Below are 26,190 nucleotides of genomic sequence, written 5' to 3'. Positions count from 1 at the left end.
GGGAACTCCCTCCTTTTTTAAAGGAGAGAAGTATTGCTTCGCAAGGGGAGAGATTAAAGTTATTGAAATTGTTTAAAAAACGCTCTAATGTGGATTGGGGCGTTTTTTATTTTTTAATGGGGGGGATTTTTGGAAATTTATAAAGATATTAATAATGATTCTAACGTGACGCATTACGAAATTGGTGAGACTTATATTAGAGTGAAATTTAGAGAAACGGCTAAAATTTATCAATACAGTTATAGGAAGGCTGGGAGGTTTCACGTAGATAAAATGAAAATATTAGCTAGATCTGGTAATGGATTAAATGCATACATAAATAGAAATGTTAAGTTCTTATATGACTGAATTTATGAAAGAGAAAAATAGTGAATAAGAAAAGTTTTGAATCTTGGCTCGATAGTTTAACAGAAGATCAAATTAAAGAATTTAATACAAAACAGCATGAAGAAAATTTGCGACAAGTAATTGCTTTTAAAGAGAGCTATCAGAAACGGCAATGTTACCTATGCAGAAAAGATTTCAAAACGATGAGTGTAGGAGAACCATGTCTACATTGGTTATTACGTCTTTGTAAATTTCAAAAAAAACATTTTAAATTGATATATGAAAAATATGGTTATCACAATATTGCAGCTTATTTAAGGTGGTGTGCAAATGAAGAGAAGTTACTTTCAAATATTAACGATCTAGACAGTGAAAGATCTGGGCGTAAAATTTTATCTTCTACAATAAAGTGGAAAAATATTGAGTGGACATTTGATTGCTCAGAGAATGATGCTGAGGGGCATAAAGGCAAACAAATCGAATATCCCCACTACCATTTTCAAATGAGGATTGATGGAAGACCTTTCATAAATTTTAATGAATTCCATGTACCCTTTTCAAAAGAAGACCTGGAAATTTTGAAATTAAGGGATAATTCTAGAGTAGTTCAAAATTTTGGGGTTGCAGGTTCTGGTATGCAAGATGCAGTGAGTGTAGATCCTAATAAAGTCATTGAATTAGCATCCCCTTCAGAAAATGAAGAAGATGCAACGTATCATTTCTCTACTATAGTGGATATGAGTGATAATCCAATTTCAGGAGAAGAGCTCTATGAAATACAAATGGAAGCTAAAAAATTAGGTAAATCATTTGCTTATATGTTAAATGAAAGGTTGAGTGATAGAGCAAAAATACAAACTGTAATTAGCCCTGCTGAATCAATACCTGATATTGCAATTAGAACCGAACATAAAAGGCGATAAGACCATGTAGATTTTTGCAGTATTTGCCTTCGCCCAAATGCCATCATCATTTACAAAAATGGACAATAGACATTCATCACCAGAGGGTTATACTAGACAGACCATTTCTAAAACCATGGAGAACAAAGATGGTTACTGCTGGCGAAAAACCCGGAACAGGCTTCTATTTTTGTGTTCAATGCGGACACCGCACCTACTTAGAAATTGGTACTGATCGTTTACCACCGTGTACCAAATGCCAAGGCAATCAATTTAACAATAAGAATGCCTAAGCAAAACAACTCAAACAGTTACCCTCTGTTTTGAACGAAAGCCCTATTACTCCATAGGGCTTTTTGCTGTTTATTAGCTAACCTTTTAGGTAGCAATCAAAAGATCAGGGTGAAAAAGCCAATCATATATTTATAAAACTTATTAATTTAAAGTAAAACCTAATAAATTCAAAAAATTATTTGAAATTTAAATATAAACGGTATAGCTTGTCTGCTTTAAAAATTAGCTAACCACTTTTAAATTAAGGTTAGATATTTCCGGGGTGAAACAATGAAAAAATTTGCAGCTTTAGTACTAGGCAGTGCAATCTTATTTACTTCAGGCTGTGCCACGATGTTTAATGGTTCAACCCAAACTGTGAATATCCGTAGTAATGATGAATTGGCTAAGTTATATGTCAATGAAGAATATATGGGACAGCGTAATACTGTCTATACTTTCAAAAAGAAAGAAAACTATGTGATTAAGGCAGAGAAGCAAGGCTGTCAAACCAACACCGTTATTCCACAGAAAACATTTGATCCAACAACTTTATTAGGTATTTTCCTGGATTGGGGACTTATTTCTATTCTGGTTGTAGATGGTGCTGCTACTGGAGCATGGCAAAAATTTAGCCAGACAAGTTATGTTGTTGATCCTAATTGCTAAATAATTCAATTAGATTGAAAAAAATATCCCATCATTGAGTGGGATATTTTTTTGTAATTTTATATCTTTTTGAACTTTGATTTTGATTGAAAATTAACCAAATCATCCCCATGTAAAAGCCTAAATTCACAGTGTTTAGGGCAGCTCAATTGCAACATTATCTTGATCTTAATCATGACTCAGGTGTTGCCAATTACGAGATTGGTAACGAATTTATTCGCGTGCAATTTAAGAAAACCTCGAAAGTTTATACCTACAGTTATAGCAGTGCCGGTGATCAGCATGTGGAAAACATGAAACAGCTCGCCCGATATGGCGATGGCCTGAACGCCTATATCAACCAACATACCCGTCAGCTTTTTGTACACTAAAACTGGTCTGCTTCTTGCTTCAATCAAAGTCCTAGAAGGCAAATATTTAATAACAGCGAAATATCTGCCTTGAAATCGTGCATGTACACATATTGGAAAGAGGTCAAACGCATATGGAAATCAGAGAGTACGCACCAGAATCAGGAAAATTAAGCAAAAAAGCCCACTTTTATTCCGCATGGCCATTAATTCTGATCCTGTTTGGGGGCGCAATTGGCTTGCTCTACGGCGTGATGGCATATTTACTGAATCTGAAAATCTATAGCTCTGAACTGACGAGACTCAATAAAGTTCTGGCCAATCTGCTATGCGGGATGACCGCAATCAGTATCTGGTGGTTTAGCGCACAATGGATTCAGGCTGCTTTGTTTCAATAAATAGTCATCATGTCTTGAAGATAAATTGCAATAAAGGCCATTTTTATAGAATAAAAAAGCGTAAAAAATGAAGAATGAAATTTATTTCCCTAAATTTAGTTTAATAATGAAATAAATTTTCAAAAAATCTAAAAATTAAAAAAACATAGGAAATTAATCCCGTTCATTTTTGCCTAATATAGCTTTCAAGGGTGTGATGGGATCGGAAAGAGTAGCATGCTGTGAGCGGCGCAAAACGCGAGTGCAGTACGAACCCAAAAGGTCTCGATCCGGCTTAGGACGCTATAGACCACAAGTTTATAGGCTATAAGATCAAGTCTTACAAAGATTGATAGTTGAAGTAAACCATTAGACGTTTTCCCAACACCCTAAAAAATTCTCCAGCAGTGCAAATATGATAAATCATTAAAATAACAATAAATCAAAAGCTTAAACCAAGATTCAATTCAAGCATGATACAAATCAGTTCTCATTCTCCCAGATCAAATTTGTTATTTTTAAAGCATCAGCTGCGCCCAGTGGGGAATTATGATGAATCTCGATATTTGGTGTCGTTTTCTGCTATTTTCCTTAGTCATCAATTACACTATTCTCATGCTCTGGTTCACGGTTTTTGTATTTGCCCGAAACTGGATGAAACAATTGCATGGAAAATGGTTCCGGCTATCTGAAGCCAGCTTCGATGTGATTCATTATTCAGGTATGGTGTTGTATAAAATTGGGATTTTGCTGTTTAACTTGGCGCCTTTAATTGCAATCTATTTAATCAAGCAAAGTTAAGCGCTATGCTGAACTGAATATTTCAATGACAGAAAAATAGCTTCGGATCAGTAGGGTATATAAAAACTAAAACAGGATTTTAAAGGAGTTGAAACAGATGAATCAATTTAAACCGGCACTGATCTTGGGTGTCCTGATTGCTTTGGGGATGATTATTGCCGGATGGATTCTGGGCAATAGCGCCTTAAAAATCAAACAGTATGAACGTATTGTGTCGGTCAAAGGTTTGTCGGAACGCGAAGTCAAAGCTGATGTAGCAGTCTGGCCGATCCGTTTTAACGCAGGCAGTCAGGATCTGGCCCAGTTGTACGATACCATGCAAAACAATACCCAGGAAATTCAGACCTTTCTAAAAAATGAAGGTTTTAGTGCCGAAGAGATCACCAGTGCTTCACCGAGTATTACCGATAAATACGCCCAGCAATACGGCGGTGATGCCAATGTCGCACTGCGCTATACTGCCAGTCAGACCATTACCGTCTATACCCACAACATCGATGCAGTACGCAAGGCACAAAGCCGTCTGATGGCTTTGGGTCGAAAAGGCATTGCCTTTGCTGGAGATGATTCCGGACAAAGAACCGAATATTTATTTACTAAGTTGAATGACATTAAGCCGGCGATGATTGAACAAGCCACCGAAAATGCCCGCAGTGTGGCAGAAAAATTTGCCGCAGATTCAAAAAGCAGTCTGGGGAAAATCAAGTCCGCCAATCAGGGCATGTTTAGTATCGAAGATCGCGACAGCAATACCCCCTATTTGAAAAAAGTCCGTGTAGTTTCGACGGTGGATTATTATCTGGCAGATTAATTTATCTGGCTATGCGCGGTGATTGACAGGTTAAATACAGCTTGTTATTTTGCGCGCATTGTTCCAGATGCTGTATTCCTAAAATGCCCATCAACCCCGACTTTGTCTATTGCCCACCGCAAGAACCGTTGCATATTGTTTATGAAGATGATGATCTGGTGGTGATTGAAAAGCCGGCCGGATTATTGTCGGTTCCCGGGCGTTTAGCTGAACATCATGACAGTGCTTATTTGCGGGTTCTGGACCAGTATCCGCAGGCTAAAATCACCCATCGTCTGGATATGGCCACTTCAGGTATTTTGATGTTTGCCAAACACCGTGATGCAGAAGTGGCGGTGAGTAAAATGTTTCAGGCACGTACCGTGCATAAAAATTATGTCGCACTGGTACAAGGCAAACTTGAAGGTCAGGGCAGCGTCGAAGTGCCTTTGATGACCGACTGGGAAAACCGTCCGCGTCAGATGGTGCATTATGAACTGGGCAAAACTGCCAAAACCTTATATCAGGCAATAGAATATTTGCCCCAGCAAGACATTAGTCGGGTTTTACTCACGCCCATCACAGGCCGTTCTCATCAGTTGCGAGTACATATGCTGTATCTGGGTCATCCCATTACTGGCGATAAAATCTATCATCCAGAACCACAGCGCAGTCCTTTAAATCGTATGGCTTTGCATGCCAATTATCTGGCTTTTAGCCAGCCGCTGAGTGGTGTTCCGGTTGAGATTGAAGTCGTAGTTCCGTTTTGATGTGGATTATAAAAACGATGGTATCCGGTCAAATTAGTTCTATTTTTACAGTCATTCAAAATGGTATTTGCCATTTAAAATGGGCTGCCTGAATTAAAAAGTGTGAGAATTTATTTCAGTCAATGCTCTGAAAATTAACAGTTTTTCATGTTTTTTATTTGAAATCTAATACTTATGCATTGCCCAATCTTCTGTCGATGTAGAACATACCGGTGAATGCTGGCTGCATATCTTGATGATGAGTTTAGGAATTTTTATTGTCTTTATCTGCTTTTATAAGTTTGATATCTTTATTTCTATTGGTTTTTTTAATTTTACTGTCATTAATTTTAAACTTTTAAATTATATCCTTTGATATAAAAAATACCGTTAGCTGTTTCAGGATCGTTTTGATTTAAGCTGCAAATCAATTCATGATGTATGACTTGCACATAAAAAATTATAGAAAAATAAAATGAATGAACGACTTAGTGGCGATTAATGGCTTTGATTATCTAGTCAAAGTGATGCAAAATTAACCAGTACTTTATAATAAATTTTTAATTTGATGTTTTAGGGCAATGCCCGGGGTTAAAGGACAGAACAATGCTCAGTATGGCTTTTTTCGTTCTCGCGAGTATTTTATTATGTGCCTTGCTCTGGAGCTTGAAGATCCAGACTTCATTACGCAGCAATATCCAGTTTTTACAGGAAAATCTGGATCATTCACGCAGCAGACTGGCAGATTATGACGCTCAAGTCGATGAACTGAATTATGACGTGACCCAACTGCGGGTACAGCATGGCAGTTTAACGACTGAGCTGAATAAATATAAAAAATATCAGGATATCTGTGATATCGAACAATATATTATCAACCGGACTTTGCAGGCCGAAAATTTTGTTGAAGTGACCAAACTGGATGCTTCGATCATGATTGATGATCTCAAGGCTTATATTGAAAGCGTGAAAGACTATCTCGCCCAGTTTCAAGCGAAAGCCTTAGTCGAAGTTAAACAGCAGGCCAGAAAAAGTTTAGCGGGTTATTATCAACAGGCCAAGCAACAGCAGCACTTAGAGGACGTAGTGAATGCCCTGGAACATAAAATCCAGGCCAAGCATTACGGTTTATGTCTGCCAGTACCGCAATTTTACAACAGCTGATCGCAGGATATAGTGAAACGGATGCGGCTCGGCATCTGCTCGATGTACGTGAAAAAATTCAGCAGGCCATAGCAACACAGCAGATCGCCAGTTGTAATTATATCGATGACAGCCGCCGTAGAAGTATCATTGAAATCTTTAGTTTGGCCTTTAATAGCAAGGCAGATTTATATCTTGCTCAATTAAACAGAGAAAATTTGGGACAGATGTTGCAAGCCTTAAGGGATGATTATGTCCTGCTGAATTATACCGGACAGCAACTGAGTCAGGCCACGATTCAGTCATCCTATCTGGATTTACGTTTAGAGGAATTAAAGTTTGCTGCGCTGGTTGTGCACATGAAGCAAGAAGGCCGGCATCCAGAGACCGTATAGTTTTGATAGGCATCAAGCGCACTAAGTCTTGATGGTAGCTGATAACGAATAGGGTTTTAGCGAAAGATCGATATTCCCGGACGTGATAGGCTGTAAATATTTAAGAAATACCCATTTGACAGATAATTTTTATATTTATAAAAATCATATGTTTATTTATGGTTAAAAGATAATATTTTTTGTCCGGATCTCGATAATTGTCTAAAAATCAGCTAATCTTAGATGCAGAATAAAACAGCATCATAATAAGGATACTTCTATGTCACGTGATTACAATCAATTCCCTGACGATGAAAATGGCAATGTACTGTGGCAAATGCATCAGGATGGCGACGACCTGCAAGAAGCACATGAAATCGAATTTTCGCTGGTGTTTAGTGATGAAGAGCAGGCAGATCGTTGTGCCTTGTATCTCTTAAAGGAAGAACAAAAAATCAGCCTGTTTCAGGATGAAGAAAGCGCGACCCTGGAATGGATTATCACGATTTATGTCTATATGGAACCAACCTACGAGGATATTGTGGATCTGGAACAGTGGTTCAGCAAAATCGCTGCAGAATTTCAGGGTGAATATGATGGTTGGGGCTGCATGGCCTATGTCTATGATGATGAGCTGGATGAAGAAGAAAGCAGTCTACGTAATAGCTGATTGTGCCTGTATTTAAATAAAAAAACCCCGGTGCTGCCGGGTTTTTTTATCCTTTATATTTAGTTATATCGGAATGTCAGGACTTTAATACAGATACATAGTCATTATATATACCAGATTGAGGATTGCGTAAAATCAGTTCTATGGATGCTCAGCTTGGTCTGGTCAGTCTATACAAGAGAAGGGCAATATCCCTCAATAAAAATACATAATAACAATAAGGGACAAGGCAAAATGAGTTACACCCTAAAAATGCATCGAGTGTTGAGTGCACCTCCGGAGCGGGTGTATCGTGCTTTTGTTCATCCGGATGCACTGGCAAAATGGTTGGCACCACATGGTTTTATTGCCAAGGTAGAACATGCGGAAGTCAAACCCGGCGGCAGCTATAAAACTACCTTTACCAATTTTTCCACCGGTACCCAGCACCATTTTCATGGGATTTATCATGAGGTGATTCCCAATCAGTTACTGCGTTATACCGATCAGTTTTCGACGCCAGATCTGCAAGGTGAAATAGAAGTCACTGTGATCTTTGAAAAGGTTTCAGTCGGTACAGGCCTGCATATTATTCAGGTTGGCTATCCGGATTTAGTGCCGCCTGCGGTATGTCACTTAAGTTGGCAGGAATCATTCCAGCTACTTTCCTTGCTGGTGAATCCGCATATCCCGGATAATTAATGCTTGATGATTATGAGCTGACCTTCAACGAAACTCCTGTTCAAAAGCGCATCTCTGCAAAGATGCTATACTGTGATCTTATTTGTTTCATTTATTTAATTTTTCTCTTTTTCGAGGTTCTTATGGGTCTGCCAAACTGTCCAAAATGCCAATCTGAATATACCTATGCAGATGGCGATCTACTGATCTGCCCTGAATGTGCACATGAGTGGAAAGAAGGCGAAATTACTGAAGAACAAGTGATCATTAAGGATGCTCATGGCAATGTGCTGGCGGACGGCGATAGCGTGACGGTGATTAAAGACCTGAAAATCAAAGGTTCATCTTCAGTGGTGAAAGTGGGTACTAAAGTCAAAAGTATCCGCCTATTGCCCGATGCTGCTGATGGTCATGATATCGATTGTAAAATCGAGGGAATGGGCCCGATGAAGCTAAAATCTGAATATGTAAAGAAAGCTTAAATCTGGCATCAGACTAGAATTTTAACTGGACATGAGACGGTGGATAAATCGTCTCATTGCTAAAATTCAGCGTTTATTTTTTATATAGTCCCAATCCTCACGTTTTTGATTCGAGATCACTCGTATGCCACATCTGCATCTGGAATATTCTGACAATCTTCAACATCTGCTCCAGACTCAGCCGCTCTTGCTAGCCATGCATCAGGCATTGTTCAATGCAGGCTATGTCACCGATCCCGATGATTTAAAAAGTCGTGCAATTATGCAGCAGGATTATGTGATTGGACTGAGTCCACAGACAGATCAGGCCTATGCACATGCCAAAGTCTCACTATTGAGTGGACGTAGTGTCGAAGTGCGTCAGGCGATTTCTGCATTGGTGCTTGAGGTGATGCAGCAATCTATTGCTCCACAGCCCGAATTAAAAATTCAGCTCTGTGTCGAAATTATTGAAATGCCAAAGCAGACCTATAGCAAAGTCACGATTTAAATTCTGGCTTTTAGCTGTGTGGCATCGCGACAGCTTAAGAGTTGTATTTAAACTCTTTACAATTGCTCAGTCTAAAATAAATCAGACGACCGAACATGAATACTATTCCTAAATTCATTTCATCTTATTAAAATATAAACATATTTTTTTTATAAATGACATTTTTGATCATTTACAATAATACCGCAGAAGTCTTAAAGTGGGTTCAGATAACTCTCTATTCCTGATTTAAATAAAAATAAAGATTGATAGGGCTGTAATGTGGTATGTCTATGCAGATTGCATGAAGTTTTGGACTTAACTTAAAGATTGAAATCAAAATAATGTTTTAAATAATATTCAGATGAATTGCAGTGAATAACACAAAGGGGATAGCCAAGCAATTATAGTGCTTGAGCATAATCAAAATAAGAAAAGCAAAAGACCAGAAATTGGGGACAATTTTAATTCCGATTTCAGGTCTGAATACCTGATTGAGGGGGACTTTATGCAGGTTTTTGGGGATGAACAACTGAGTCAGGAAGTCATGGCATTTCTTCAGCAATGGGACCATGCCATATGCAGTCTGGAGATCCAGGATATTATTCAATTATGCCGGCCAGATATCCGTCTGGTCGATGTCAGTACTGAAATAAAAGGCATAAATGCCTATCAGGCGCTCTGGCTGCAATATCGGCCTTTTATACCTGAAGGAATCCGGATAGAGCGTCAAGAGGTCAATATTCATGTGAGCACTGATTTAGCCTTGGCCGATGGCTATGTTCGGGTGAATTATGCGGTAATTGAGCCGATTTTCCAGTTGGGCTGGTGCCGGGTCAGTATGTGTCTCAGCAAGCAGCAGGGACGATGGCAATTGTTGCATCAACATACCTCAGTACCGGTACAGCTAGAAGCCCGTAAGATGCGCAGGATCAAAAGCGTCAGTTAAGTCATAAGCTTAAAAAATTAAGTGCAATATCTTTGCAAATGATTACAGGCATGCTTTATCAGGACACCATTCAGCAAAAACTGAATATACTCAAAGCCTATTGTCAGGGAGCCGGGATGTGGGACGGTGCAATTCAGACCTTTGACAGGCTAGAAAATTCGATCGATACCCCGAAGCAGGAAGCGAGGAATCCAAATGTGCAGAATGTCAAAGTGGTCGACCTGAAACCTTCGAGTGAAGAAGCCGCACTGGACTGGCTAAATACAATTCTGAATCCACTGGCCATGATCGGGATTGTGTTTTTGTTCATGGTGCTGATTTTGCTGAATGGTAAAGAGATGCAGTCAGCCACCTCGGCAAGCATTTTAAATAAGGACTAAATGATGAAACAACAATGGAAATACAGCATCAAAACCATGAGTGTCGCATTTGGTCTGGCCAGTATCAGCTCATTAAGTCTTGCTGCCATTCAGGGGCTGCATTTTTCACATAAAGATTGGGAAATGGCCTGCGACAATACCGGCACCTGCCGCGCTTCAGGTTATCAGTCGGATCAGGAGATTGATCGACCAGTTTCGGCTTTATTAACACGCGCAGCAGGAACGACCAGTGCGGTACAAGCAAAAGTCCAAATTTTACCTCTGCAAGCTGCAGCATCGACAGCTCAGCTTCAGTTACAAATCGCGGGCAAGCCCTATGGTGTCATTCGTTTAGATCAGCAAGGGATAGGTCAACTGAGTCGTACACAAACACAAGCCTTATTAAAAGCAGTTCAAGGCACGGATCCAGTGATATTTAAGAATGCACAATCACGCTGGACTTTGTCAACAGCCGGAGCCAGTGCCGTTTTGCTCAAGATGGATGAATTTCAGCGCCGCCTCTCTACGCCCTCAGCCTTGATCAAGCCTGGAAAAAAATCCAGTCAAGCGGTGCTTAAAGCTGCAGCGATCCCGCAAATTGTGATACCCAAATATCAGTCAGGCAAGATCACTCAAGTGAAACTGAATACGGCGGCGAGTCAGCAGATGATTCGGAAACTGCAAGCGAGCACTAACGAAGATCAATGCGATTTGCTGTTTAGCCAACATTTTATGCCGGATGATGTCATGATGATTTATCCCATCAATGCTCAAAATCAGCTGATTCAGATCCCTTGCTGGCGTGGAGCCTATAATATGGGCAGTGGTTTTTGGCTGATAGATCAAAACAAGCAACCGAGACAACTGGTGACCACCTCCGGAGAAACCTTTAGCCAAGGCCAGATATTTTCCGGGCATAAAGTACGTGGTTTGGGTGATTGTCTGAGTCAGGACGAATGGGCATGGGATGGTAAAACATTTGTCAAAAGTTTCAGTAGCCTGACCGTACAATGCAAGGGCTTTGCTGGCGGTGCCTGGGATTTGCCGACCTATGTAAGCACAGTCATTCAGGGTAAATAGAAATACCCTCGAAAAATAGAAGTGATAAAAAAAGCCTGAATCATTCAGGCTTTTGAATTTAAAAAAAATATTATCTTAGAAGCGCTTTGGAATTCTCTGACCATTCGGAACAGGGATGTCGGCAATTTTTAATACCCCAAACAACCAGGTTTCTGCATGCTGTACCGCCGTTTTGAGTTGATCACCCATGGCCAGACGCCCGGCGATAAAGCTGGCCAGTGAACAACCCGAACCATGATATTCACCCTCCAGACGTGGACAGCGGGTCTCATTAATCAACTTGCCCGCGATATACAGACTGTTCTGAATATAATCCGGCGTATCTTCATGACCGCCTTTAACCAGAACTGCTTGTGCACCCATATCAAATAGTTTTTGAGTGGCCAGCTGTAGGTCTTCTTCACCTGTTAAAGCACGCAGTTCAACCGTATTCGGAGTTAGAAGGGTAGCCAATGGAATTAGTTGGGTAAATGCTTTGACCAGTGTCGCCTGATTGCCCAATGAACCGCCACTATTTGCCACCAGAACCGGATCGAGTACATACAGATAGTCCGAATGTGCAGTCAAAAACTCCGCCAGTGCTGCGATATTCTCTGTGGTGCCTAACATGCCAGATTTAATACAGCGAATTGGCAGGTCATTCACCACGGCATTGGCCTGAGCCAGCAGCAGCTCTTTAGATGTCGCTTCAAAACCAAAAACCTGCTGTGAATTTTGAATGGTGAGGGCTGTGCAGGCAATTGCTGCATGTGCACCACTTTGACCAATGGCTTCAATATCTGCCTGAAGACCGGCTCCACCTGAAGGGTCTAAACCGGAAAAGCAAAGTACGGTAGGGCGCAAAATGATGTCCTTCATTCACTAAAATTACATTAGTATAGGCAAATTTGAATGAACTCTCGATATTAATTTATATCGGTGCTAATGAGAGGGGATGGGCTGTGATTAAGAATATTTTAATTGATCTGGATGGGACATTAACTGATCCTAAAGTGGGGATCACCACGTCTGCGCGTTACGGTCTGGAAAAGGTGGGTCATCCGATTAGCGATGAGATCAATATCGACTGGATTATCGGTCCTCCCTTAAAAGCCTCGCTGGCCAAACTTTTAAATATCGAGACCGATCATATTCTGGCTGAGCAGGCGTTGATGGCTTATCGCGAACGTTTTGCAGTGAAAGGCCTATATGAAAATCACGTTTTCGAGGGTGTGGCAGAAACGCTGGCAGAACTGAAACGCCGTGGTTATCGCTTGTTTGTCGCTACAGCAAAACCGACAGTGTATGCCAAACAGATTCTGGAGCATTTTGATCTGGCTCAGTATTTTTCTGACATTCATGGCAGTGAGCTGAATGGTGACCGCACCAATAAAGCCGAGCTGATTCAGTATATTTTAGCGCAGCAACAGTTACAGGCCGATCAATGCATGATGGTCGGTGACCGTGAGCATGACATTTTTGGCGCCCGTCACAATGGTATTGAGACTATAGCGGTAAGTTATGGTTATGGCAGTCAGGAAGAATTAGCACTGGCACAGCCAAAATATCAAATAGACCGCTTTAATCAGTTGCTAGATTATTTTAAATAAACCCTAATTTTTGCTTATTTTATTTGAGCTGATTTTTAGAGAGGCGATGTCTATAAGCTGGTTCATCTATAGAGATCAATTCTCTTATTAGATGGTTATCTCAATAAAAATCCCACAGCGTGCGGAATTTTTGCTCTTGGACGAACATTTAAAGCGTCAAAAACCAGGTCGATGCCAACACCACCATAATGATGATCACCAGTAAAATGTTGATGATCGTCATTCGATGTTGGGGTGGAACTTTGGCTTTGGTCAGTGCATTTCCTGCATGGTCAAACAGGATGACATTTTGCACGCTACTTTCATAACCGAGTTCGAGTAACGCGCGCTTTTCAACTTCGGTTAAACCGTCTTCAGGCAGATCCATAATTTGCAGCAGCGCTATAGAGCTAAATAGTTTCTTCATCACTGACGAGGGTAACAGTTGTTTCAGCGTCACCGCGGCTGCATCAAAGTCGGCAATAATACTCCGCGGATGGGCATAAGGCACATCAGGTAGTAGGGTATGCGTAATCGTGCCATCTATATTCATCAGCTGCATTTTATCTTTATAGATTTGCACCCATACAGCATCTGGAAATTTCACTAATTGATCTTGCAGCATGGAGAAAGTCTGATTTTGCTGATATTTAATCATTAAATAATCGATAAACAAATCCCGCATCAAGACGGGATTTGTAAGGTTCGGTTATTTGGCAGGAGCACCATATTCATTGTTTTGTTGCTTGGTTTCAGTTGCCCACCACCAGATCAGTACCAGTATACCAATCACGGTAAGCGTCAGTAATTGCCACCAACCAGAGCGTCCTACATCATGCAAGCGACGCGCGCCCACGGCCAGACTTGGGACTAGAAGTGCCAGATTAAGCAGGCTATTTACTATGGGTTTAGTGCCTAAAACTGTATCAATCACCTCAGCAATAATGCCTAAAATTACACAAAACAGCATAAAAAACCAAAATTCTTTACGGCGTGCGCGGCCAGAAAAATTTGCATAGTTGGTTAGACATTTTACAAACCAGTCAATGCTGCTGTAGTTTTCCTCGGCTTGATCCAGGTTTGAATATTTGCCGAGCTGAGTGGAGATTTTTTCTCCCAGATAAATAGAACTACCTAAGGCCAGATAAACTTCAGAGGCTTCACCCGCGGTATTGACGATAAAATCGACCCGATCACCGCGTGAAGGTGGACGCTCACTACGCCAGTCTGCGCCATTAAAGCTATAGCGCTGATTATTATCCCCCGAGATAAAACCGGTATTGTGTTGAATAGAAAAATCAAGGATTGAACCTTTCATGCTTGTTCTCGTCTATTAAGCTAGATTATTGTTTTAAAGCGACGCAATTTCTTATCAGAATAACTTTAGCATAATCTAATTTTTAAAAATTCATAGTGGAATGGCGGAAATTTTCTCATGTTTTTAAAAGCCTTATCGCAATAGTGGTGCAGTATTCAATCAACAAAAAAGTGGCGTTGCATGATTTGAAATGAAGAAAATTAAATAGTAATGGAGCTGATTTATCTCTGAATCTGTTATAAGAAATTAAAGCTAAATCTATTTGATGAATATCAAATTTTTCTCTGGAGCTATGGTTTGATGTTGTTAAATTTAGTATGATGATAAACAGATACTTATAAATTTTAAATTTACAAAAAGCATATAATAATACTAATAAATATAACATTTTATTCATACTTTTTATCTATTAGTAACGATGTTTTAAAATCAACAGGCGTATAATAAAAAGCTTCATATTGTGATGAAGGTATCACATTCAATGTATCTCTCCCCATTATCGAAGGCCGTTTACCTTTGCTGTGCCTCTTTTATCTTAACTACGACCACTGTGCATGCTGAAGCTGCTTTCAGTTCAGAAAGCCCGTGGATGCTCGGTGACTGGAACGGACAACGTACAGCACTCCAAAACCAGGGCTATGATTTCAGTTTTGGTTATACCGGTGAAATGGCAACTTTGATCGATGCGCAAAGATCTTCAAACCATAAAACTGAATATGCGGACCAGTTTGTTTTTGGGGCACATCTGGATCTGGCAAAAATTGCAGGCTGGCAAGACACCGAAGCACAAATAACAGTGACCCAGCGTAACGGTCAGTCACTGTCTCAAAGCGCTGCTGCTTTAAATGGCCATCTGAGTTCAGTGCAAGAAGTCTGGGGCCGTGGTCAAACCTGGCGCCTGACTGATTTATGGATCAAGAAAAAATTCCTGGAACAAAAACTGGATGTGAAAGTCGGACGCTTTGGTGAGGGTGAAGACTTCAATAGTTTTGACTGTGATTTCCAGAATCTGGCCCTATGCGGTTCACAAGTCGGGAACTGGGTTGGCGATCAGTGGTACAACTGGCCGGTAAGCCAATGGGCTGCACGGGTCAAATACAACATTAACCCTGAATTTTATGCCCAGGTCGGTGTTTATGAATACAACCCTGAGAATCTGGAACGTGGTAAAGGGTTTAATCTGAGTACGGACGGCTCCAAAGGGGTAATGCTTCCTGCAGAAGTGGTTTGGACGCCTAAACTGGGTGAACAAAAACTACCGGGTGAATATCGCGCCGGTTATTACTACAGTACAGTTGAGGCTGAAGTCATTTCCAATCCAGATCAAACCGACCATCACCATGGGGGTTGGATCGTTGCCAAGCAACAATTGACTGCACATCACGGTGATGCTTCGCGTGGTCTGACCGGCTTTGTGAATGCGACAGTGCATGACTCCAAAACCAATAACGTCAGTGATATGCAAAATATCGGGCTGGTTTACAAAGGCGCGATGGATTCACGTCCTCAAGATGAAATTGCGTTCGGTATTGCACGCATCAACATGAATAACGATGTCAGTACTGATCGTCATCAAGAAATCGATGCAGAAATTTATTATGGTTTACATGCCACCCCCTGGCTCACCATTCGCCCGAATGTGCAATATGTGCGTCACGTCGGTGCGGACAAAAACGGTGAAAATGTCTGGGTGGGCGGAATTAAGTTTAATACGTCATTTTAAAACATAGTTTTTAGTTGCAAATACACTATTGAATCTCTAGGTGCTTTGTTGCAGTAATGGGCAATGCCTGCTTAAGACATTGATGTATTTATAACTCAGAATTTAACAATAAGGGTGCTCATGCCTGTCATGTGCATGGACTTTCAAAAAAAACTTTTATAGGTGTTCAATATGAATACTTCATCATCAGGTTCAGTACTGAAAACGATTTTAGCGGTCATTGCCGCTGTTTTCGGTATAGGACTGCTGATTGGAGGGATTTATCTTGCAGTGCTGGGTGGGTCTTGGTACTACATCATTGCAGGTATTCTCTTTATTGCGACCGCAGTTCTCTTATATCAACGAAAAAGCGCTGCACTTCTGGTTTATGCTGTATTCGTTTTGGCGACAGTGGTGTGGGGGCTGTGGGAAGTCGGTTCAGATTTCTTTGCACTTGCGCCGCGTTTAGATATTTTAGGTCTGTTCGGTTTAGCTCTGCTGATTCCGGCGGTAACACGCGGTTTTGATCAAAGCAAAGGTGCGAAAATTGCCTTGGGTGCTTCATTGGCCATTACCATCGCTGTCATGATTTATGCTGTATTTAATGACCCGCAAGAAATTCGCGGTGAATTAAAATCCCAGCAGCCTGCAGCCCACCAGCCAATCCCCGGTGTGGCAGAAGAAGACTGGCCAGCCTATGGCCGTACCCAGTCCGGTTTGCGTTATTCACCCTTAAAGCAGATTAATACTGAAAATGTTAAAGATTTGCAGGTGGCTTGGGAATATCACACGGGCGAATTCAAGACTGAAAATGACTCGGGTGAAACTACCAATCAGGTTACCCCAATCAAGGTGGGTGATAACATGTACATCTGTACCACTCACCAGAAATTGACAGCGCTTGATCCGGCAACCGGTAAGGCGAAATGGACCTATGATCCGAAATTAAAAGCTGATCATACCTATCAGCATTTAACCTGCCGTGGTGTGTCTTATTATGATGTCAACAATACGGCTGGTTTTGAAAGCAGTCTTGCTGCGAAGAAAACCACCTCGACTGAATGTCCACAAAAAGTCATTTTACCGGTCAATGATGGGCGTCTGGTTGCGGTAAATGCAACCACCGGTAAAGTCTGTTCTGACTTTGGTAAAAATGGCGAAGTTGATCTGCAAAAAGATATGCCATTCCCATATCCGGGCGGTTATATTCCAACCTCACCGCCTGTAGTCACCGGCACCACGATCATTATTGCGGGTTCAACCACAGATAACTATTCAACTGAAGAACCATCGGGTGTGATCCGTGGTTATGATGTCAATACCGGTGAACTGCTTTGGGTATTTGACACAGGCGCTGAAGATCCGAATTTGATTCCTGCACCGGGTCAAAAATTTGTACATAACTCTCCAAATGCTTGGGCACCTTTGGCCTATGATGCAGAGCTGGATATCGTCTACGTGCCAACGGGTGTCGGTACCCCGGATATTTACGGTGGTCACCGGACTGAGCTGGACGAGCGTTATGCCAACTCGATGCTGGCCTTGAATGCGACGACCGGTAAGCTGGTATGGAACTTCCAGACTACCCATCATGATTTGTGGGATATGGACGTACCTTCACAGCCGACATTGACTGAGATTAAAGACAAAAACGGCAATATGGTTCCGGCTATTTATGTCTTGACCAAAACCGGGAATGCTTTTGTGCTAGACCGCCGTAATGGTAAAGCCATTGTACCGATTACCGAGAAACCCGTACCACAATCTGTGAAACGCGGTCCTCAAACCAAAGGCGAGTTCTATTCTAAAACTCAGCCATTCTCTGACTTTAATCTGGCGCCACAAGAGAAATTGACCGATAAACAGATGTGGGGTGCGACCATGTTTGACCAGTTGGTCTGCCGTGTTGCATTCCATAAACTGAATTACGATGGCATTTATACCCCACCTTCTGAAAATGGGACGCTGGTCTTCCCGGGTAACCTGGGGGTGTTTGAATGGGGTGGTATGTCGGTGAATCCGGACCGTCAAATTGCACTGACCAACCCGATTGGCCTGCCATTTGTATCAAAACTGATTCCTCAAGATCCGAACCGTCCTAAGACGGCTAAAGGTGCAGGCACAGAAGCCGGCGTTCAACCGATGTATGGCGTGCCTTATGGCGTTGAAATCAGTGCCTTCCTTTCTCCGTTTGGGCTGCCGTGTAAACAGCCATCATGGGGCTTTGTTGCAGGTGTGGACTTAAATACTCATGAAGTGGCCTGGAAACGCCGTATCGGTACCATTCGTGACAGTATGCCGGGCATTCCATTGCCACCATTCAAAATGGGTGTGCCGATGCTGGGTGGGCCTATTTCTACTGCGGGTAATGTAATGTTTGTGGGTGGAACTCAAGATAACTATATCCGTGCCATTAATGTGAACAACGGTGATGAGTTATGGAAAGGCCGTCTACCTGCAGGTGGTCAGGCTACGCCAATGACTTATGAAGCGAATGGCAAGCAGTATGTGGTCATTATGGCCGGTGGTCATGGTTCCTTTGGGACTAAAATGGGTGACTCTCTGGTGGCTTATGCCTTGCCAGACAATAAATAGTTAAACTTTTAAATCAGTATGAAGAAGCCTGATCCGTCAGGCTTTTTTTATTATGTATTGTTGAATGCCTACATCGAGTTTTAAGGACACAGAGAAATGATGTTGATTTGTTGCTGAAAGCTCAATTTCATTCAGATCGCATTAAAATAATATGCTTTGTATATGGCTGATTTTAAGCGCAATTCAGATAAAGGATTAATCAAGTCTGAATTTATCGAACACAGAATTTTAAGCTCAAAGTTTTTCTATCCATTGAGCGAACTATATGTCATCGAATCAGCGCATTTATTGGATATCGATGCTTAAAACAAAATGAATTGAATCATGAGATGTACGCCATCTCGATAAGGTATTTGCCGCATTAAACCACTTTCAAATAAGGCCTGTCATTTATGTATCAAAGCCCGAAATTTCCATTTGTGAGATCGACCTTATCCTGCCTGATTGCTTGCGTAGGTCAGAACATTTATGCAGAAAATGACACACAAGAAGTTCAAAGGTTAGACACGATTGTCATTCAAGCAACCCGTACCGATCGGGAGCGATTGACCACACCAGCGTCAGTGTATTATCTGAATCAAGAACAAGATAACAGCCTGAATGTGAACCTTTCGGAAACATTAAAAGGCGTTCCGGGATTACAGTTAAATAACCGTGAAAACTATGCCCAAGACCTGCAAATTTCGATGCGAGGCTTTGGGGCACGTTCCAGTTTTGGTGTGCGTGGTGTGCGTTTATATGTAGATGGAATCCCTGCAACAATGCCGGATGGGCAGGGACAAACCTCGAATATTGATTTGAACAGTCTGGATCATATTGAAGTTTTAGGTGGTGCGTTTTCATCACTGTATGGTAACTCTTCCGGGGGGACGATTTTAACCACCACGCGAGAGGGGCAAGGTGCTGACTTGATTGAACTGGGGCATTCTGCAGGGAGCCAGAACAAAGGGCAGACCAAGCTGGTTTTGCAAGGCGGTTCAGAAAATGTCGATGAACCAGCTTATATCATTAGCTCCTCTTATTTTGATACCAATGGTTACCGTGACCACAGCAGTGCACATAAAGTTCTGAATAATGCCAAGCTGACCTGGGATCTGGAAGATGGCTCTAAAATCAACTGGATGAATAACTATGTCAAAATTGCAGCGGATGATCCGGGCGGTTTAACCCGAGAGCAGTGGAAGGCCAATCCTAAACAGGTAGTAAAAAATGTATTAGATTTCAATGCGCGCAAAGAAATTGAACAGGTTCAAACGGGTCTAACCTGGAATAAACCGATCAATGACCAGCATGAACTGTATGGCATGGCCTACTGGGGACAGCGCGCAGTCACGCAATATCAGTCGATTCCAAAGTGTGCATATGAAGAAAATACTGATATTTGTAAACCTAATACAGTTCAACTAGCCCGAAATCATCCTGGTGGTGTCATTGATTTTGACCGTAATTTTTATGGGACAGATTTACGCTGGACGGGTAAAGATATTCTACCAAATACTAAACTGATTGCAGGTGTCGCCGTAGATGCCATGACCGAAGATCGTAAAGGCTATCAAAACTTTTTAGGTGATCGCTTGGGGGTTAAAGGTGAACTACGTCGAGATGAAGATAATACCCTGTGGAATTTAGATCCGTATTTGCAAGCTTCTTATCACTTTGCTCCCGATTGGACTCTAGATGCTGGACTACGTTATAGCAACGTGCATTTTAAATCAGAAGATCATTATATTACTGATGTGAATGGTGATAATTCTGGTAAAACTACTTTTGACAAGTTACTGCCATCGCTAAGTTTAAGCTGGAAAATTTTACCTGAGCTGATGACTTATGCCAGTTATGCACAAGGCTTTGAAACACCAACTTTTACAGAAATGGCTTATCCAGCGGATGGTAGTAGCCGCACATTTAATTTAAAAGCAGCAGAAAGTGAAACCTATGAGATGGGATTGAAATCTGCCAATATTTTAGGTGATTTCACTGTTGCTATTTTCCAAACCCAAACTGAGAATGATATTGTCTCTGCAGAAAATGATAATGGGCGATCGACCTTCCGTAATGCGGATAAAACTTTAAGAGAAGGTATTGAACTCTCCTGGAATAAAAATATATGGCGTGATTTAAAAGCACAAGCAAGTTATAGCTATATTGATGCTACTTTTGATGCTGATATTCCTGAACTTCGGAATGATGAAGGAGAGGTTGTAGTATCTAGAATAGCATCGGGTAACTATATTCCGGGGATTGCCAAAAATCAGGCCTTTTTCAGTCTGGGCTGGAAGCCTGAAAAAGGCCTACATGCAGGTCTGGATGTGCGTTACTCGGACAAGATTTATGTGAATGACTTGAATTCTGATGCTGCACCAAGTTATACAGTCGCTGGTGCCAATGTAGGTTATCACTGGAAAATGCAGGATTGGGCAGTGAATACTTTTGCGCGTGTCGATAACCTGTTTGATAAAGATTATTCTGGTTCGGTGATTGTCAATGAAAGCAATAGCCGTTTCTTTGAGCCGGCAGAAGGGCGGAACTGGAGCGCTGGTCTGAGTGTAACAAAAGAGTTTTAATTGTTATGTGATGTAAAAAAACCGCCAGTATTGGCGGTTTTTTTATGACAAACTATAAGTCATAAATGACAACTTATGTGTCGCGTGACGGTAAAAAACCTTACCAGCTTAACGCACCGCCAGTTTGGTAATCTGTTACGCGCGTCTCGAAGAAATTCTTCTCTTTACGCAAGTCCATCATTTCTGACATCCACTGGAACGGGTTATTCACACCAGCAAACTGTTCAGGCAAGCCTAATTGCGCCAGACGACGGTTAGCAATGAACTTCAGGTATTCTTCCATCATGCCAGCATTCATACCGAGTACACCGCGTGGCATCGTGTCACGTGCATATTCGATTTCCAGCATAGTGCCTTCAAGAATCATCTGGATGATTTCTTCCTGGAATTCAGTGGTCCATAGACCCGGGTTTTCGATCTTGATCTGGTTGATCATATCGATACCGAAGTTCAGGTGCATTGACTCATCACGCAAAATGTACTGGAATTGCTCGGCAACACCATTCATCTTATTACGACGACCCATAGACAGGATCTGGCTGAAACCACAGTAGAAGAAAATCCCTTCAAGTACACAATAGAACGCGATCAGGTTGCGAAGCAGGATCTGGTCGTTTTCAGGGGTACCAGTTTTGAAAGTAGGATCACTTAAAGACTGAGTATATTTCAGGCCCCACGCAGCTTTACGTGCAACTGACGGTACTTCACGGTACATGTTGAAGACTTCGCCTTCATCCATACCTAGCGACTCGATACAGTACTGGTAAGCGTGTGTGTGAATCGCTTCTTCAAACGCTTGACGCAAGATGTACTGACGGCATTCAGGGTTGGTAATATGACGGTAAATCGCCAGTACCAGATTGTTTGCAACCAGTGAATCGGCAGTCGAGAAGAAACCAAGTGAACGCATCACAATGGTACGTTCATCTTCAGTCAAGCCATTTTCAGACTTCCACAACGCAATGTCGTGGTTCATGTTCACTTCTTGTGGCATCCAGTGGTTTGCACATCCGTCCAGATACTTCTGCCAAGCCCATTCGTATTTGAATGGAACAAGCTGGTTCAAGTCTGCACGACAGTTGATCATCGCCTTGTCATCAACCTGTACACGCTGTGCACCCATTTCAAGCTCTTCAAGGCCTGGAGCAACATCAAGCTGCTCTAGGGAAGCAGATGCTCTTGCCAGCGAATCGGTTGGATTTGATCCTCGGTTTTGAGTGGCTCTAAGGGGTTGTGCAGCTGCCACATCCGGCGATGCGTTGCCTGCATCAGATACCATCTGTGAATTAGTCGCTTTTTGCGGCTCGACGGGCGCAGGCTGCTGTTCAGGTGCAGCCGGTTTTTGCGAATCATCTTCGAAATCGTCCCAACTTAGGATAGACATATCAATTCTCTCTACGTTGCTTTATATCTTTTATGAGACATTCAGCTTGGCTGAGATGTCTTACTATACGCTTAATTTGTGTAAGCAAAATTAAGTTTTGTCGATGAATGCTCTAGTTTTATACAGGAGCAATGATCCCCACTACTTATTTTGCTTACGCTGCTGGCGAACTTTGAACCAGAAATAAGCAATCGGTAAATAAAAGGTAATACCAAAGGAAATCAGCAATGCCGCAAGTCCTAACATGTAGTTATGAGTCATATGAGGCATTGAGGTTTCCTTTTATTTAAATTGAGAGACATTTCAGCCTCTCAAATCATCTCAATCACTTGGGATGACTACGATAGTGTGTACATACAGTTTCAAATCGATTAAATCGACGTCGAACGTATGAACGCACATGTACACTCTTATTTCGAGTTAACATGTCGTTTGCTCCATACAAATCAAGATGACTTGTACTGGCTCGATAGTTAATTCGATGATAGAATCACTATCGCATTCACATATGCCAGCCTCGTCGTGACCATCTTGGTATCACTTCGAGATTGAAAGCCTTCTAGTTAGTTTTGACGGACGCTAGAGGGCTTTTTTATTGCCTAAATTTCGTAATCCCCCTAAATCCCCCTTTAAAAAAGGGGGACTTTCTCCCTCCTTTATTAAAGGGGGGGCGGGGAGGATTTAAAACCTGTCAGATTACTGACAAGCTTCACAATCAGGATTGTCAATTGAACATGCCATTGGCACTGGAGCTGCTTGCGCAAAACCTTCTTCCTCTGCAGGAGCTTCAGGTTTTTGCGCTTCAACCACCGGAGCTGCTGCTACAACAGGCGCCGCAACAGTTGCAGGTTTAACTGCGTTCAATGCGCCAGTGTTAATGGTTGATTTCTCAGCAGAAGTCGCACCCAATGCACGAAGGTAATAAGTCGTCTTAAGACCACGTAACCAAGCCATCTTGTAAGTGATGTCCAGTTTCTTACCGTTTGCACCAGCGATGTAAAGGTTAAGAGACTGAGCCTGATCGATCCATTTTTGACGACGTGATGCAGCATCCACGATCCAGCGTGTATCAACTTCAAATGCAGTCGCGAAAATGGCTTTAAGCTCTTCAGGAATACGGGAAATCTTCTGAACAGAACCTTCGAAGTGTTTCAGGTCGTTGACCATCACCGCATCCCAAAGACCACGTTCTTTCAACGCACGTACCAGGTACGGGTTGATCACAGTGAATTCACCAGACAAGTTAGATTTCACATATAAGTTCTGGAATGTAGGCTCAATAGATTGAGACACGCCACAAATGTTTGAAATCGTAGCAGTCGGAGCAATCGCCATTACGTTCGAGTTACGCATACCGTCTTTTTGAACTTTGGCACGTAAAGTATCCCAGTCCAGACGTTGAGTGCGGTCTACTTCGAACATGCGTTCCGGACGGGTTTTTGCAACCAGATCAAGCGAGTCGATTGGCAGGATACCTTGATCCCATAATGAACCCTTGAATGTTTCGTATGTACCACGTTCAACAGCCAAATCGCTAGATGTTGAAATCGCGTAGTACGAAATCACTTCCATCGATTCATCAGCAAACTCGACCGCAGCATCAGAACCATAAGCCAGGTTCATCTCATACAGCGCATCCTGGAAGCCCATGATACCCATACCGACTGGACGGTGTTTCAGGTTCGAGTTGCGCGCTTGCGGAACAGCGTAGTAGTTGATGTCGATCACGTTGTCGAGCATACGAACGGCTGTTTTAACTGTACGCGCCAGTTTTTCGCGATCAAGAACACCACCTTGAACGTGTTGTACCAGGTTGATTGAACCCAGGTTACATACCGCGATTTCTTCTTTGCTGGTGTTCAGCGTAATTTCTGTACATAAGTTAGAAGAGTGAACTACACCTACGTGTTGTTGTGGTGAACGCAGGTTACATACGTCTTTGAATGTGATCCACGGGTGACCAGTTTCAAACAGCATAGACAGCATTTTGCGCCACAAATCTTTTGCACGGATTTTCTTGTGCAACATGTTTGTTTCTTTGGCAATCGCTTCGTAATGTGCATAACGCTCAGCGAATTCTGCACCAGTCAAATCATGCAGATCAGGCGTTTCAGAAGGGGTGAACAAAGTCCATTCAGCATCTTCGAATACACGTTGCATGAACAGGTCAGGAACCCAGTTCGCAGTGTTCATGTCATGGGTACGACGACGGTCATCACCAGTGTTCTTACGCAGTTCAAGGAATTCTTCAATGTCCAGGTGCCAGGTTTCAAGATATGCACAAACTGCACCTTTACGCTTGCCACCTTGGTTGACCGCAACAGCCGTATCGTTCGCGACTTTAAGGAATGGAACTACACCTTGCGACTTACCATTGGTGCCTTTGATGTAAGAGTTTAAAGCACGCACTGGTGTCCAGTCGTTACCCAAACCGCCTGCCCATTTAGACAGCATGGCGTTATCACGCATTGCGCCATAAATATCATACAGGTCATCATCAATGGTGGTTAAGTAGCAGCTCGACAATTGTGGACGAAGCGTACCTGAGTTAAACAGGGTAGGCGTCGATGCCATATAGTCGAAGCTAGACAACAAGTTATAGAACTCGATGGCACGTTCTTCACGGTTTTCTTCATTGAGCGACAAGCCCATAGAAACACGCATAAAGAACAATTGCGGCAATTCGAAACGTACGCCATCGGAATGGATGAAGTAGCGGTCAAATAAAGTCTGTAGACCTAGGTAGGTAAACTGGTTTGAGCGTTCTGGTTGAATCGCCGCTGCCAGTTTCGCCAGATCAAAGTTAAGCAGTTCTGGTGAAATAAGCTCAAGCTCAATCCCTTTTTTCAGGAAAGTTTCAAGTGCTTCACCTTCATGCGTATCCGTAGGCAGACCCAGGAATTTCAAACCAGTCGCCACCAGATCATCACGCAACAAACGTGCGGTCACATAGGTGTAGTTCGGCTCTTGCTCGATCCGGGTACGGGTCGCCATCATCATAGTGGTGGAGATGTCAGACTCTTTTACACCGTTGTACAGGTTTTTCACGGTCTCATCGACAATGGCTTGTACATCAATTCCTTCAAGGCCTTCTGCTGCTTTAGTAACATGCGCAGTTAAAGCACTTAAATCAAGTGGCTTAAGTTGGCCTTCAGCATCGGTAATTTGCAGGGTCGGATGATGGTGTGCACCTAACTGTTTACGTGCTTCAGAACGTTGTTCACGGTAAATGACATAAGAGCGTGCAACTTTCTGTTCGCCCGTACGCATTAGCGCAAGTTCAACTTGGTCTTGAATTTCTTCGATATGAATCGTTCCGCCAGAAGGTAAACGACGTTTAAAGGTATTCAGTACCATTTCCGTCAGTTGCTCGATACGATCATGGATTCGGCTCGAGTCAGCGCTTTGCTGGCCTTCAACCGCCAAAAACGCTTTACCAATTGCGACAGAAATTTTTTCTGCATCAAAAGCGGCAACATCACCGGTGCGTTTAATCACCTGAAGTTGACCAGGAGTTGAAGTGATTACGCTCATGTTAGCATAGCTCCATTGTCATCTATTTTTATGTTTATGGACCGTTTGAACTGGGCAAGTTTCATGCACAGTGTTTGAGGAATAAACACAAGACCTAGTGG

The 26,190-nt window shown here is 42.2% G+C and carries 26 protein-coding genes and 1 pseudogene; 21 read left to right on the top strand and 6 right to left on the bottom strand.

Annotation, left to right across the window (positions count from 1 at the left end; translation table 11 throughout):
• The first annotated feature begins 129 nt into the window (after window positions 1–129).
• The 17 genes and pseudogenes from LOZ91_RS13020 to LOZ91_RS12940 all read left to right on the top strand — a co-directional run bounded on the left by LOZ91_RS13020 (window position 130) and on the right by LOZ91_RS12940 (window position 11,424).
• A complete protein-coding gene (locus LOZ91_RS13020) occupies window positions 130–348 on the top strand; it encodes a hypothetical protein (protein WP_034608409.1) in 219 nt (72 codons plus the stop codon).
• 20 nt (window positions 349–368) lie between these two features.
• A complete protein-coding gene (locus LOZ91_RS13015) occupies window positions 369–1,250 on the top strand; it encodes a hypothetical protein (RefSeq protein WP_244783346.1) in 882 nt (293 codons plus the stop codon).
• A gap of 128 nt (window positions 1,251–1,378) precedes the next feature.
• Window positions 1,379–1,522, top strand: a complete 144-nt coding sequence (locus LOZ91_RS13010) for a zinc ribbon-containing protein (RefSeq protein WP_004645925.1) — start codon at window positions 1,379–1,381, stop codon at window positions 1,520–1,522.
• 271 nt (window positions 1,523–1,793) lie between these two features.
• Window positions 1,794–2,171, top strand: coding sequence for a hypothetical protein (locus LOZ91_RS13005; RefSeq protein WP_005169548.1), 378 nt, complete (start codon window positions 1,794–1,796; stop codon window positions 2,169–2,171).
• Window positions 2,172–2,320: 149 nt separating this feature from the next.
• The gene (locus LOZ91_RS13000; RefSeq protein WP_005097977.1) at window positions 2,321–2,542 is read left to right on the top strand and encodes a hypothetical protein; all 222 of its coding nucleotides are present in this window, start codon (window positions 2,321–2,323) and stop codon (window positions 2,540–2,542) included.
• 113 nt (window positions 2,543–2,655) lie between these two features.
• The gene (locus LOZ91_RS12995; protein ID WP_180075570.1) at window positions 2,656–2,919 is read left to right on the top strand and encodes a hypothetical protein; all 264 of its coding nucleotides are present in this window, start codon (window positions 2,656–2,658) and stop codon (window positions 2,917–2,919) included.
• A 531-nt stretch (window positions 2,920–3,450) separates the two neighbouring features.
• The gene (locus LOZ91_RS12990) at window positions 3,451–3,699 is read left to right on the top strand and encodes a DUF6868 family protein (RefSeq protein WP_180185766.1); all 249 of its coding nucleotides are present in this window, start codon (window positions 3,451–3,453) and stop codon (window positions 3,697–3,699) included.
• A gap of 97 nt (window positions 3,700–3,796) precedes the next feature.
• Complete coding sequence (locus LOZ91_RS12985; protein ID WP_244783345.1) at window positions 3,797–4,510, top strand: SIMPL domain-containing protein; 714 nt, start codon at window positions 3,797–3,799, stop codon at window positions 4,508–4,510.
• Window positions 4,511–4,593: 83 nt separating this feature from the next.
• Entirely contained in the window at window positions 4,594–5,259 is a 666-nt protein-coding gene (locus LOZ91_RS12980) for a pseudouridine synthase (RefSeq protein WP_005169561.1), read from the top strand.
• Between the two features lie 585 nt (window positions 5,260–5,844).
• Window positions 5,845–6,776: pseudogene (locus LOZ91_RS12975) on the top strand (hypothetical protein).
• Between the two features lie 259 nt (window positions 6,777–7,035).
• The gene (locus tag LOZ91_RS12970; RefSeq protein WP_005097967.1) at window positions 7,036–7,425 is read left to right on the top strand and encodes a ribonuclease E inhibitor RraB; all 390 of its coding nucleotides are present in this window, start codon (window positions 7,036–7,038) and stop codon (window positions 7,423–7,425) included.
• Window positions 7,426–7,659: 234 nt separating this feature from the next.
• Window positions 7,660–8,106, top strand: coding sequence for an SRPBCC domain-containing protein (locus LOZ91_RS12965; protein WP_005097966.1), 447 nt, complete (start codon window positions 7,660–7,662; stop codon window positions 8,104–8,106).
• Window positions 8,107–8,228: 122 nt separating this feature from the next.
• Window positions 8,229–8,567 (top strand): zinc ribbon domain-containing protein YjdM, encoded by a 339-nt coding sequence (locus LOZ91_RS12960; protein ID WP_005097964.1) that lies wholly within the window; start codon window positions 8,229–8,231, stop codon window positions 8,565–8,567.
• 124 nt (window positions 8,568–8,691) lie between these two features.
• Entirely contained in the window at window positions 8,692–9,057 is a 366-nt protein-coding gene (locus tag LOZ91_RS12955; RefSeq protein ID WP_005097963.1) for a 5-carboxymethyl-2-hydroxymuconate Delta-isomerase, read from the top strand.
• Between the two features lie 487 nt (window positions 9,058–9,544).
• On the top strand, window positions 9,545–9,985 hold the full coding sequence (locus LOZ91_RS12950) for a nuclear transport factor 2 family protein (RefSeq protein WP_244783344.1): 441 nt from the start codon (window positions 9,545–9,547) through the stop codon (window positions 9,983–9,985).
• A 32-nt stretch (window positions 9,986–10,017) separates the two neighbouring features.
• Complete coding sequence (locus LOZ91_RS12945) at window positions 10,018–10,365, top strand: hypothetical protein (RefSeq protein WP_244783343.1); 348 nt, start codon at window positions 10,018–10,020, stop codon at window positions 10,363–10,365.
• Window positions 10,366–10,368: 3 nt separating this feature from the next.
• Window positions 10,369–11,424 carry a DUF1176 domain-containing protein gene (locus LOZ91_RS12940; protein ID WP_244783342.1) on the top strand — a complete coding sequence of 352 codons (1,056 nt, stop codon included), beginning with the start codon at window positions 10,369–10,371 and terminating at the stop codon, window positions 11,422–11,424.
• A gap of 75 nt (window positions 11,425–11,499) precedes the next feature.
• Here LOZ91_RS12940 and LOZ91_RS12935 read toward each other — a convergent pair whose 3' ends face one another.
• The gene (locus tag LOZ91_RS12935) at window positions 11,500–12,267 is read right to left on the bottom strand and encodes a hydroxymethylpyrimidine/phosphomethylpyrimidine kinase (RefSeq protein WP_100357951.1); all 768 of its coding nucleotides are present in this window, start codon (window positions 12,265–12,267) and stop codon (window positions 11,500–11,502) included.
• Between the two features lie 98 nt (window positions 12,268–12,365).
• Between LOZ91_RS12935 and LOZ91_RS12930 the strand changes: the two genes are divergently transcribed.
• Window positions 12,366–13,013: an HAD-IA family hydrolase gene (locus tag LOZ91_RS12930; protein WP_244783341.1), complete on the top strand. Its 648-nt coding sequence runs from the start codon at window positions 12,366–12,368 to the stop codon at window positions 13,011–13,013.
• Window positions 13,014–13,161: 148 nt separating this feature from the next.
• Here LOZ91_RS12930 and LOZ91_RS12925 read toward each other — a convergent pair whose 3' ends face one another.
• Both LOZ91_RS12925 and LOZ91_RS12920 read right to left on the bottom strand, forming a co-directional pair.
• The gene (locus tag LOZ91_RS12925; RefSeq protein ID WP_348519897.1) at window positions 13,162–13,677 is read right to left on the bottom strand and encodes a hypothetical protein; all 516 of its coding nucleotides are present in this window, start codon (window positions 13,675–13,677) and stop codon (window positions 13,162–13,164) included.
• 24 nt (window positions 13,678–13,701) lie between these two features.
• Window positions 13,702–14,310, bottom strand: coding sequence for a DUF805 domain-containing protein (locus LOZ91_RS12920; protein WP_244783339.1), 609 nt, complete (start codon window positions 14,308–14,310; stop codon window positions 13,702–13,704).
• A gap of 481 nt (window positions 14,311–14,791) precedes the next feature.
• On the opposite strand from LOZ91_RS12920, the gene LOZ91_RS12915 reads away from it, so the two are divergent.
• The 3 genes from LOZ91_RS12915 to LOZ91_RS12905 all read left to right on the top strand — a co-directional run bounded on the left by LOZ91_RS12915 (window position 14,792) and on the right by LOZ91_RS12905 (window position 21,171).
• On the top strand, window positions 14,792–16,033 hold the full coding sequence (locus tag LOZ91_RS12915) for a carbohydrate porin (RefSeq protein WP_244783348.1): 1,242 nt from the start codon (window positions 14,792–14,794) through the stop codon (window positions 16,031–16,033).
• Window positions 16,034–16,204: 171 nt separating this feature from the next.
• Entirely contained in the window at window positions 16,205–18,607 is a 2,403-nt protein-coding gene (locus tag LOZ91_RS12910; protein WP_244783338.1) for a glucose/quinate/shikimate family membrane-bound PQQ-dependent dehydrogenase, read from the top strand.
• Window positions 18,608–18,999: 392 nt separating this feature from the next.
• Window positions 19,000–21,171 (top strand): TonB-dependent receptor, encoded by a 2,172-nt coding sequence (locus LOZ91_RS12905; RefSeq protein ID WP_244783337.1) that lies wholly within the window; start codon window positions 19,000–19,002, stop codon window positions 21,169–21,171.
• Window positions 21,172–21,271: 100 nt separating this feature from the next.
• Here LOZ91_RS12905 and LOZ91_RS12900 read toward each other — a convergent pair whose 3' ends face one another.
• From LOZ91_RS12900 to LOZ91_RS12895, 3 genes are all read right to left on the bottom strand, one after another.
• A complete protein-coding gene (locus LOZ91_RS12900) occupies window positions 21,272–22,555 on the bottom strand; it encodes a ribonucleotide-diphosphate reductase subunit beta (RefSeq protein ID WP_004645882.1) in 1,284 nt (427 codons plus the stop codon).
• 141 nt (window positions 22,556–22,696) lie between these two features.
• Window positions 22,697–22,825: a hypothetical protein gene (locus LOZ91_RS14610; RefSeq protein ID WP_004645881.1), complete on the bottom strand. Its 129-nt coding sequence runs from the start codon at window positions 22,823–22,825 to the stop codon at window positions 22,697–22,699.
• A 426-nt stretch (window positions 22,826–23,251) separates the two neighbouring features.
• Window positions 23,252–26,089 (bottom strand): ribonucleoside-diphosphate reductase subunit alpha, encoded by a 2,838-nt coding sequence (locus LOZ91_RS12895; protein WP_244783336.1) that lies wholly within the window; start codon window positions 26,087–26,089, stop codon window positions 23,252–23,254.
• Between the last annotated feature and the right edge of the window lie 101 nt (window positions 26,090–26,190).

Source organism: Acinetobacter sp. F-1, from assembly GCF_022869025.1.
Lineage (GTDB): Bacteria > Pseudomonadota > Gammaproteobacteria > Pseudomonadales > Moraxellaceae > Acinetobacter > Acinetobacter pseudolwoffii.
Note: the sequence above shows the minus strand (reverse complement) of the source record. Positions and strands in the feature narration are given on the sequence as shown.

Coding starts and splice junctions, on each gene's coding strand:
- LOZ91_RS13010 (WP_004645925.1), top strand. CDS start 1,379: ATGGTTACTGCTGGCGAAAAACCCGGAACAGGCTTCTATTTTTGTGTT.
- LOZ91_RS13005 (WP_005169548.1), top strand. CDS start 1,794: ATGAAAAAATTTGCAGCTTTAGTACTAGGCAGTGCAATCTTATTTACT.
- LOZ91_RS12995 (WP_180075570.1), top strand. CDS start 2,656: ATGGAAATCAGAGAGTACGCACCAGAATCAGGAAAATTAAGCAAAAAA.
- LOZ91_RS12990 (WP_180185766.1), top strand. CDS start 3,451: ATGAATCTCGATATTTGGTGTCGTTTTCTGCTATTTTCCTTAGTCATC.
- LOZ91_RS12985 (WP_244783345.1), top strand. CDS start 3,797: ATGAATCAATTTAAACCGGCACTGATCTTGGGTGTCCTGATTGCTTTG.
- LOZ91_RS12980 (WP_005169561.1), top strand. CDS start 4,594: ATGCCCATCAACCCCGACTTTGTCTATTGCCCACCGCAAGAACCGTTG.
- LOZ91_RS12970 (WP_005097967.1), top strand. CDS start 7,036: ATGTCACGTGATTACAATCAATTCCCTGACGATGAAAATGGCAATGTA.
- LOZ91_RS12965 (WP_005097966.1), top strand. CDS start 7,660: ATGAGTTACACCCTAAAAATGCATCGAGTGTTGAGTGCACCTCCGGAG.
- LOZ91_RS12960 (WP_005097964.1), top strand. CDS start 8,229: ATGGGTCTGCCAAACTGTCCAAAATGCCAATCTGAATATACCTATGCA.
- LOZ91_RS12955 (WP_005097963.1), top strand. CDS start 8,692: ATGCCACATCTGCATCTGGAATATTCTGACAATCTTCAACATCTGCTC.
- LOZ91_RS12950 (WP_244783344.1), top strand. CDS start 9,545: ATGCAGGTTTTTGGGGATGAACAACTGAGTCAGGAAGTCATGGCATTT.
- LOZ91_RS12940 (WP_244783342.1), top strand. CDS start 10,369: ATGAAACAACAATGGAAATACAGCATCAAAACCATGAGTGTCGCATTT.
- LOZ91_RS12925 (WP_348519897.1), bottom strand. CDS start 13,677: ATGCGGGATTTGTTTATCGATTATTTAATGATTAAATATCAGCAAAAT.
- LOZ91_RS12920 (WP_244783339.1), bottom strand. CDS start 14,310: ATGAAAGGTTCAATCCTTGATTTTTCTATTCAACACAATACCGGTTTT.
- LOZ91_RS12915 (WP_244783348.1), top strand. CDS start 14,792: ATGTATCTCTCCCCATTATCGAAGGCCGTTTACCTTTGCTGTGCCTCT.
- LOZ91_RS12910 (WP_244783338.1), top strand. CDS start 16,205: ATGAATACTTCATCATCAGGTTCAGTACTGAAAACGATTTTAGCGGTC.
- LOZ91_RS12905 (WP_244783337.1), top strand. CDS start 19,000: ATGTATCAAAGCCCGAAATTTCCATTTGTGAGATCGACCTTATCCTGC.
- LOZ91_RS12900 (WP_004645882.1), bottom strand. CDS start 22,555: ATGTCTATCCTAAGTTGGGACGATTTCGAAGATGATTCGCAAAAACCG.
- LOZ91_RS14610 (WP_004645881.1), bottom strand. CDS start 22,825: ATGCCTCATATGACTCATAACTACATGTTAGGACTTGCGGCATTGCTG.
- LOZ91_RS12895 (WP_244783336.1), bottom strand. CDS start 26,089: ATGAGCGTAATCACTTCAACTCCTGGTCAACTTCAGGTGATTAAACGC.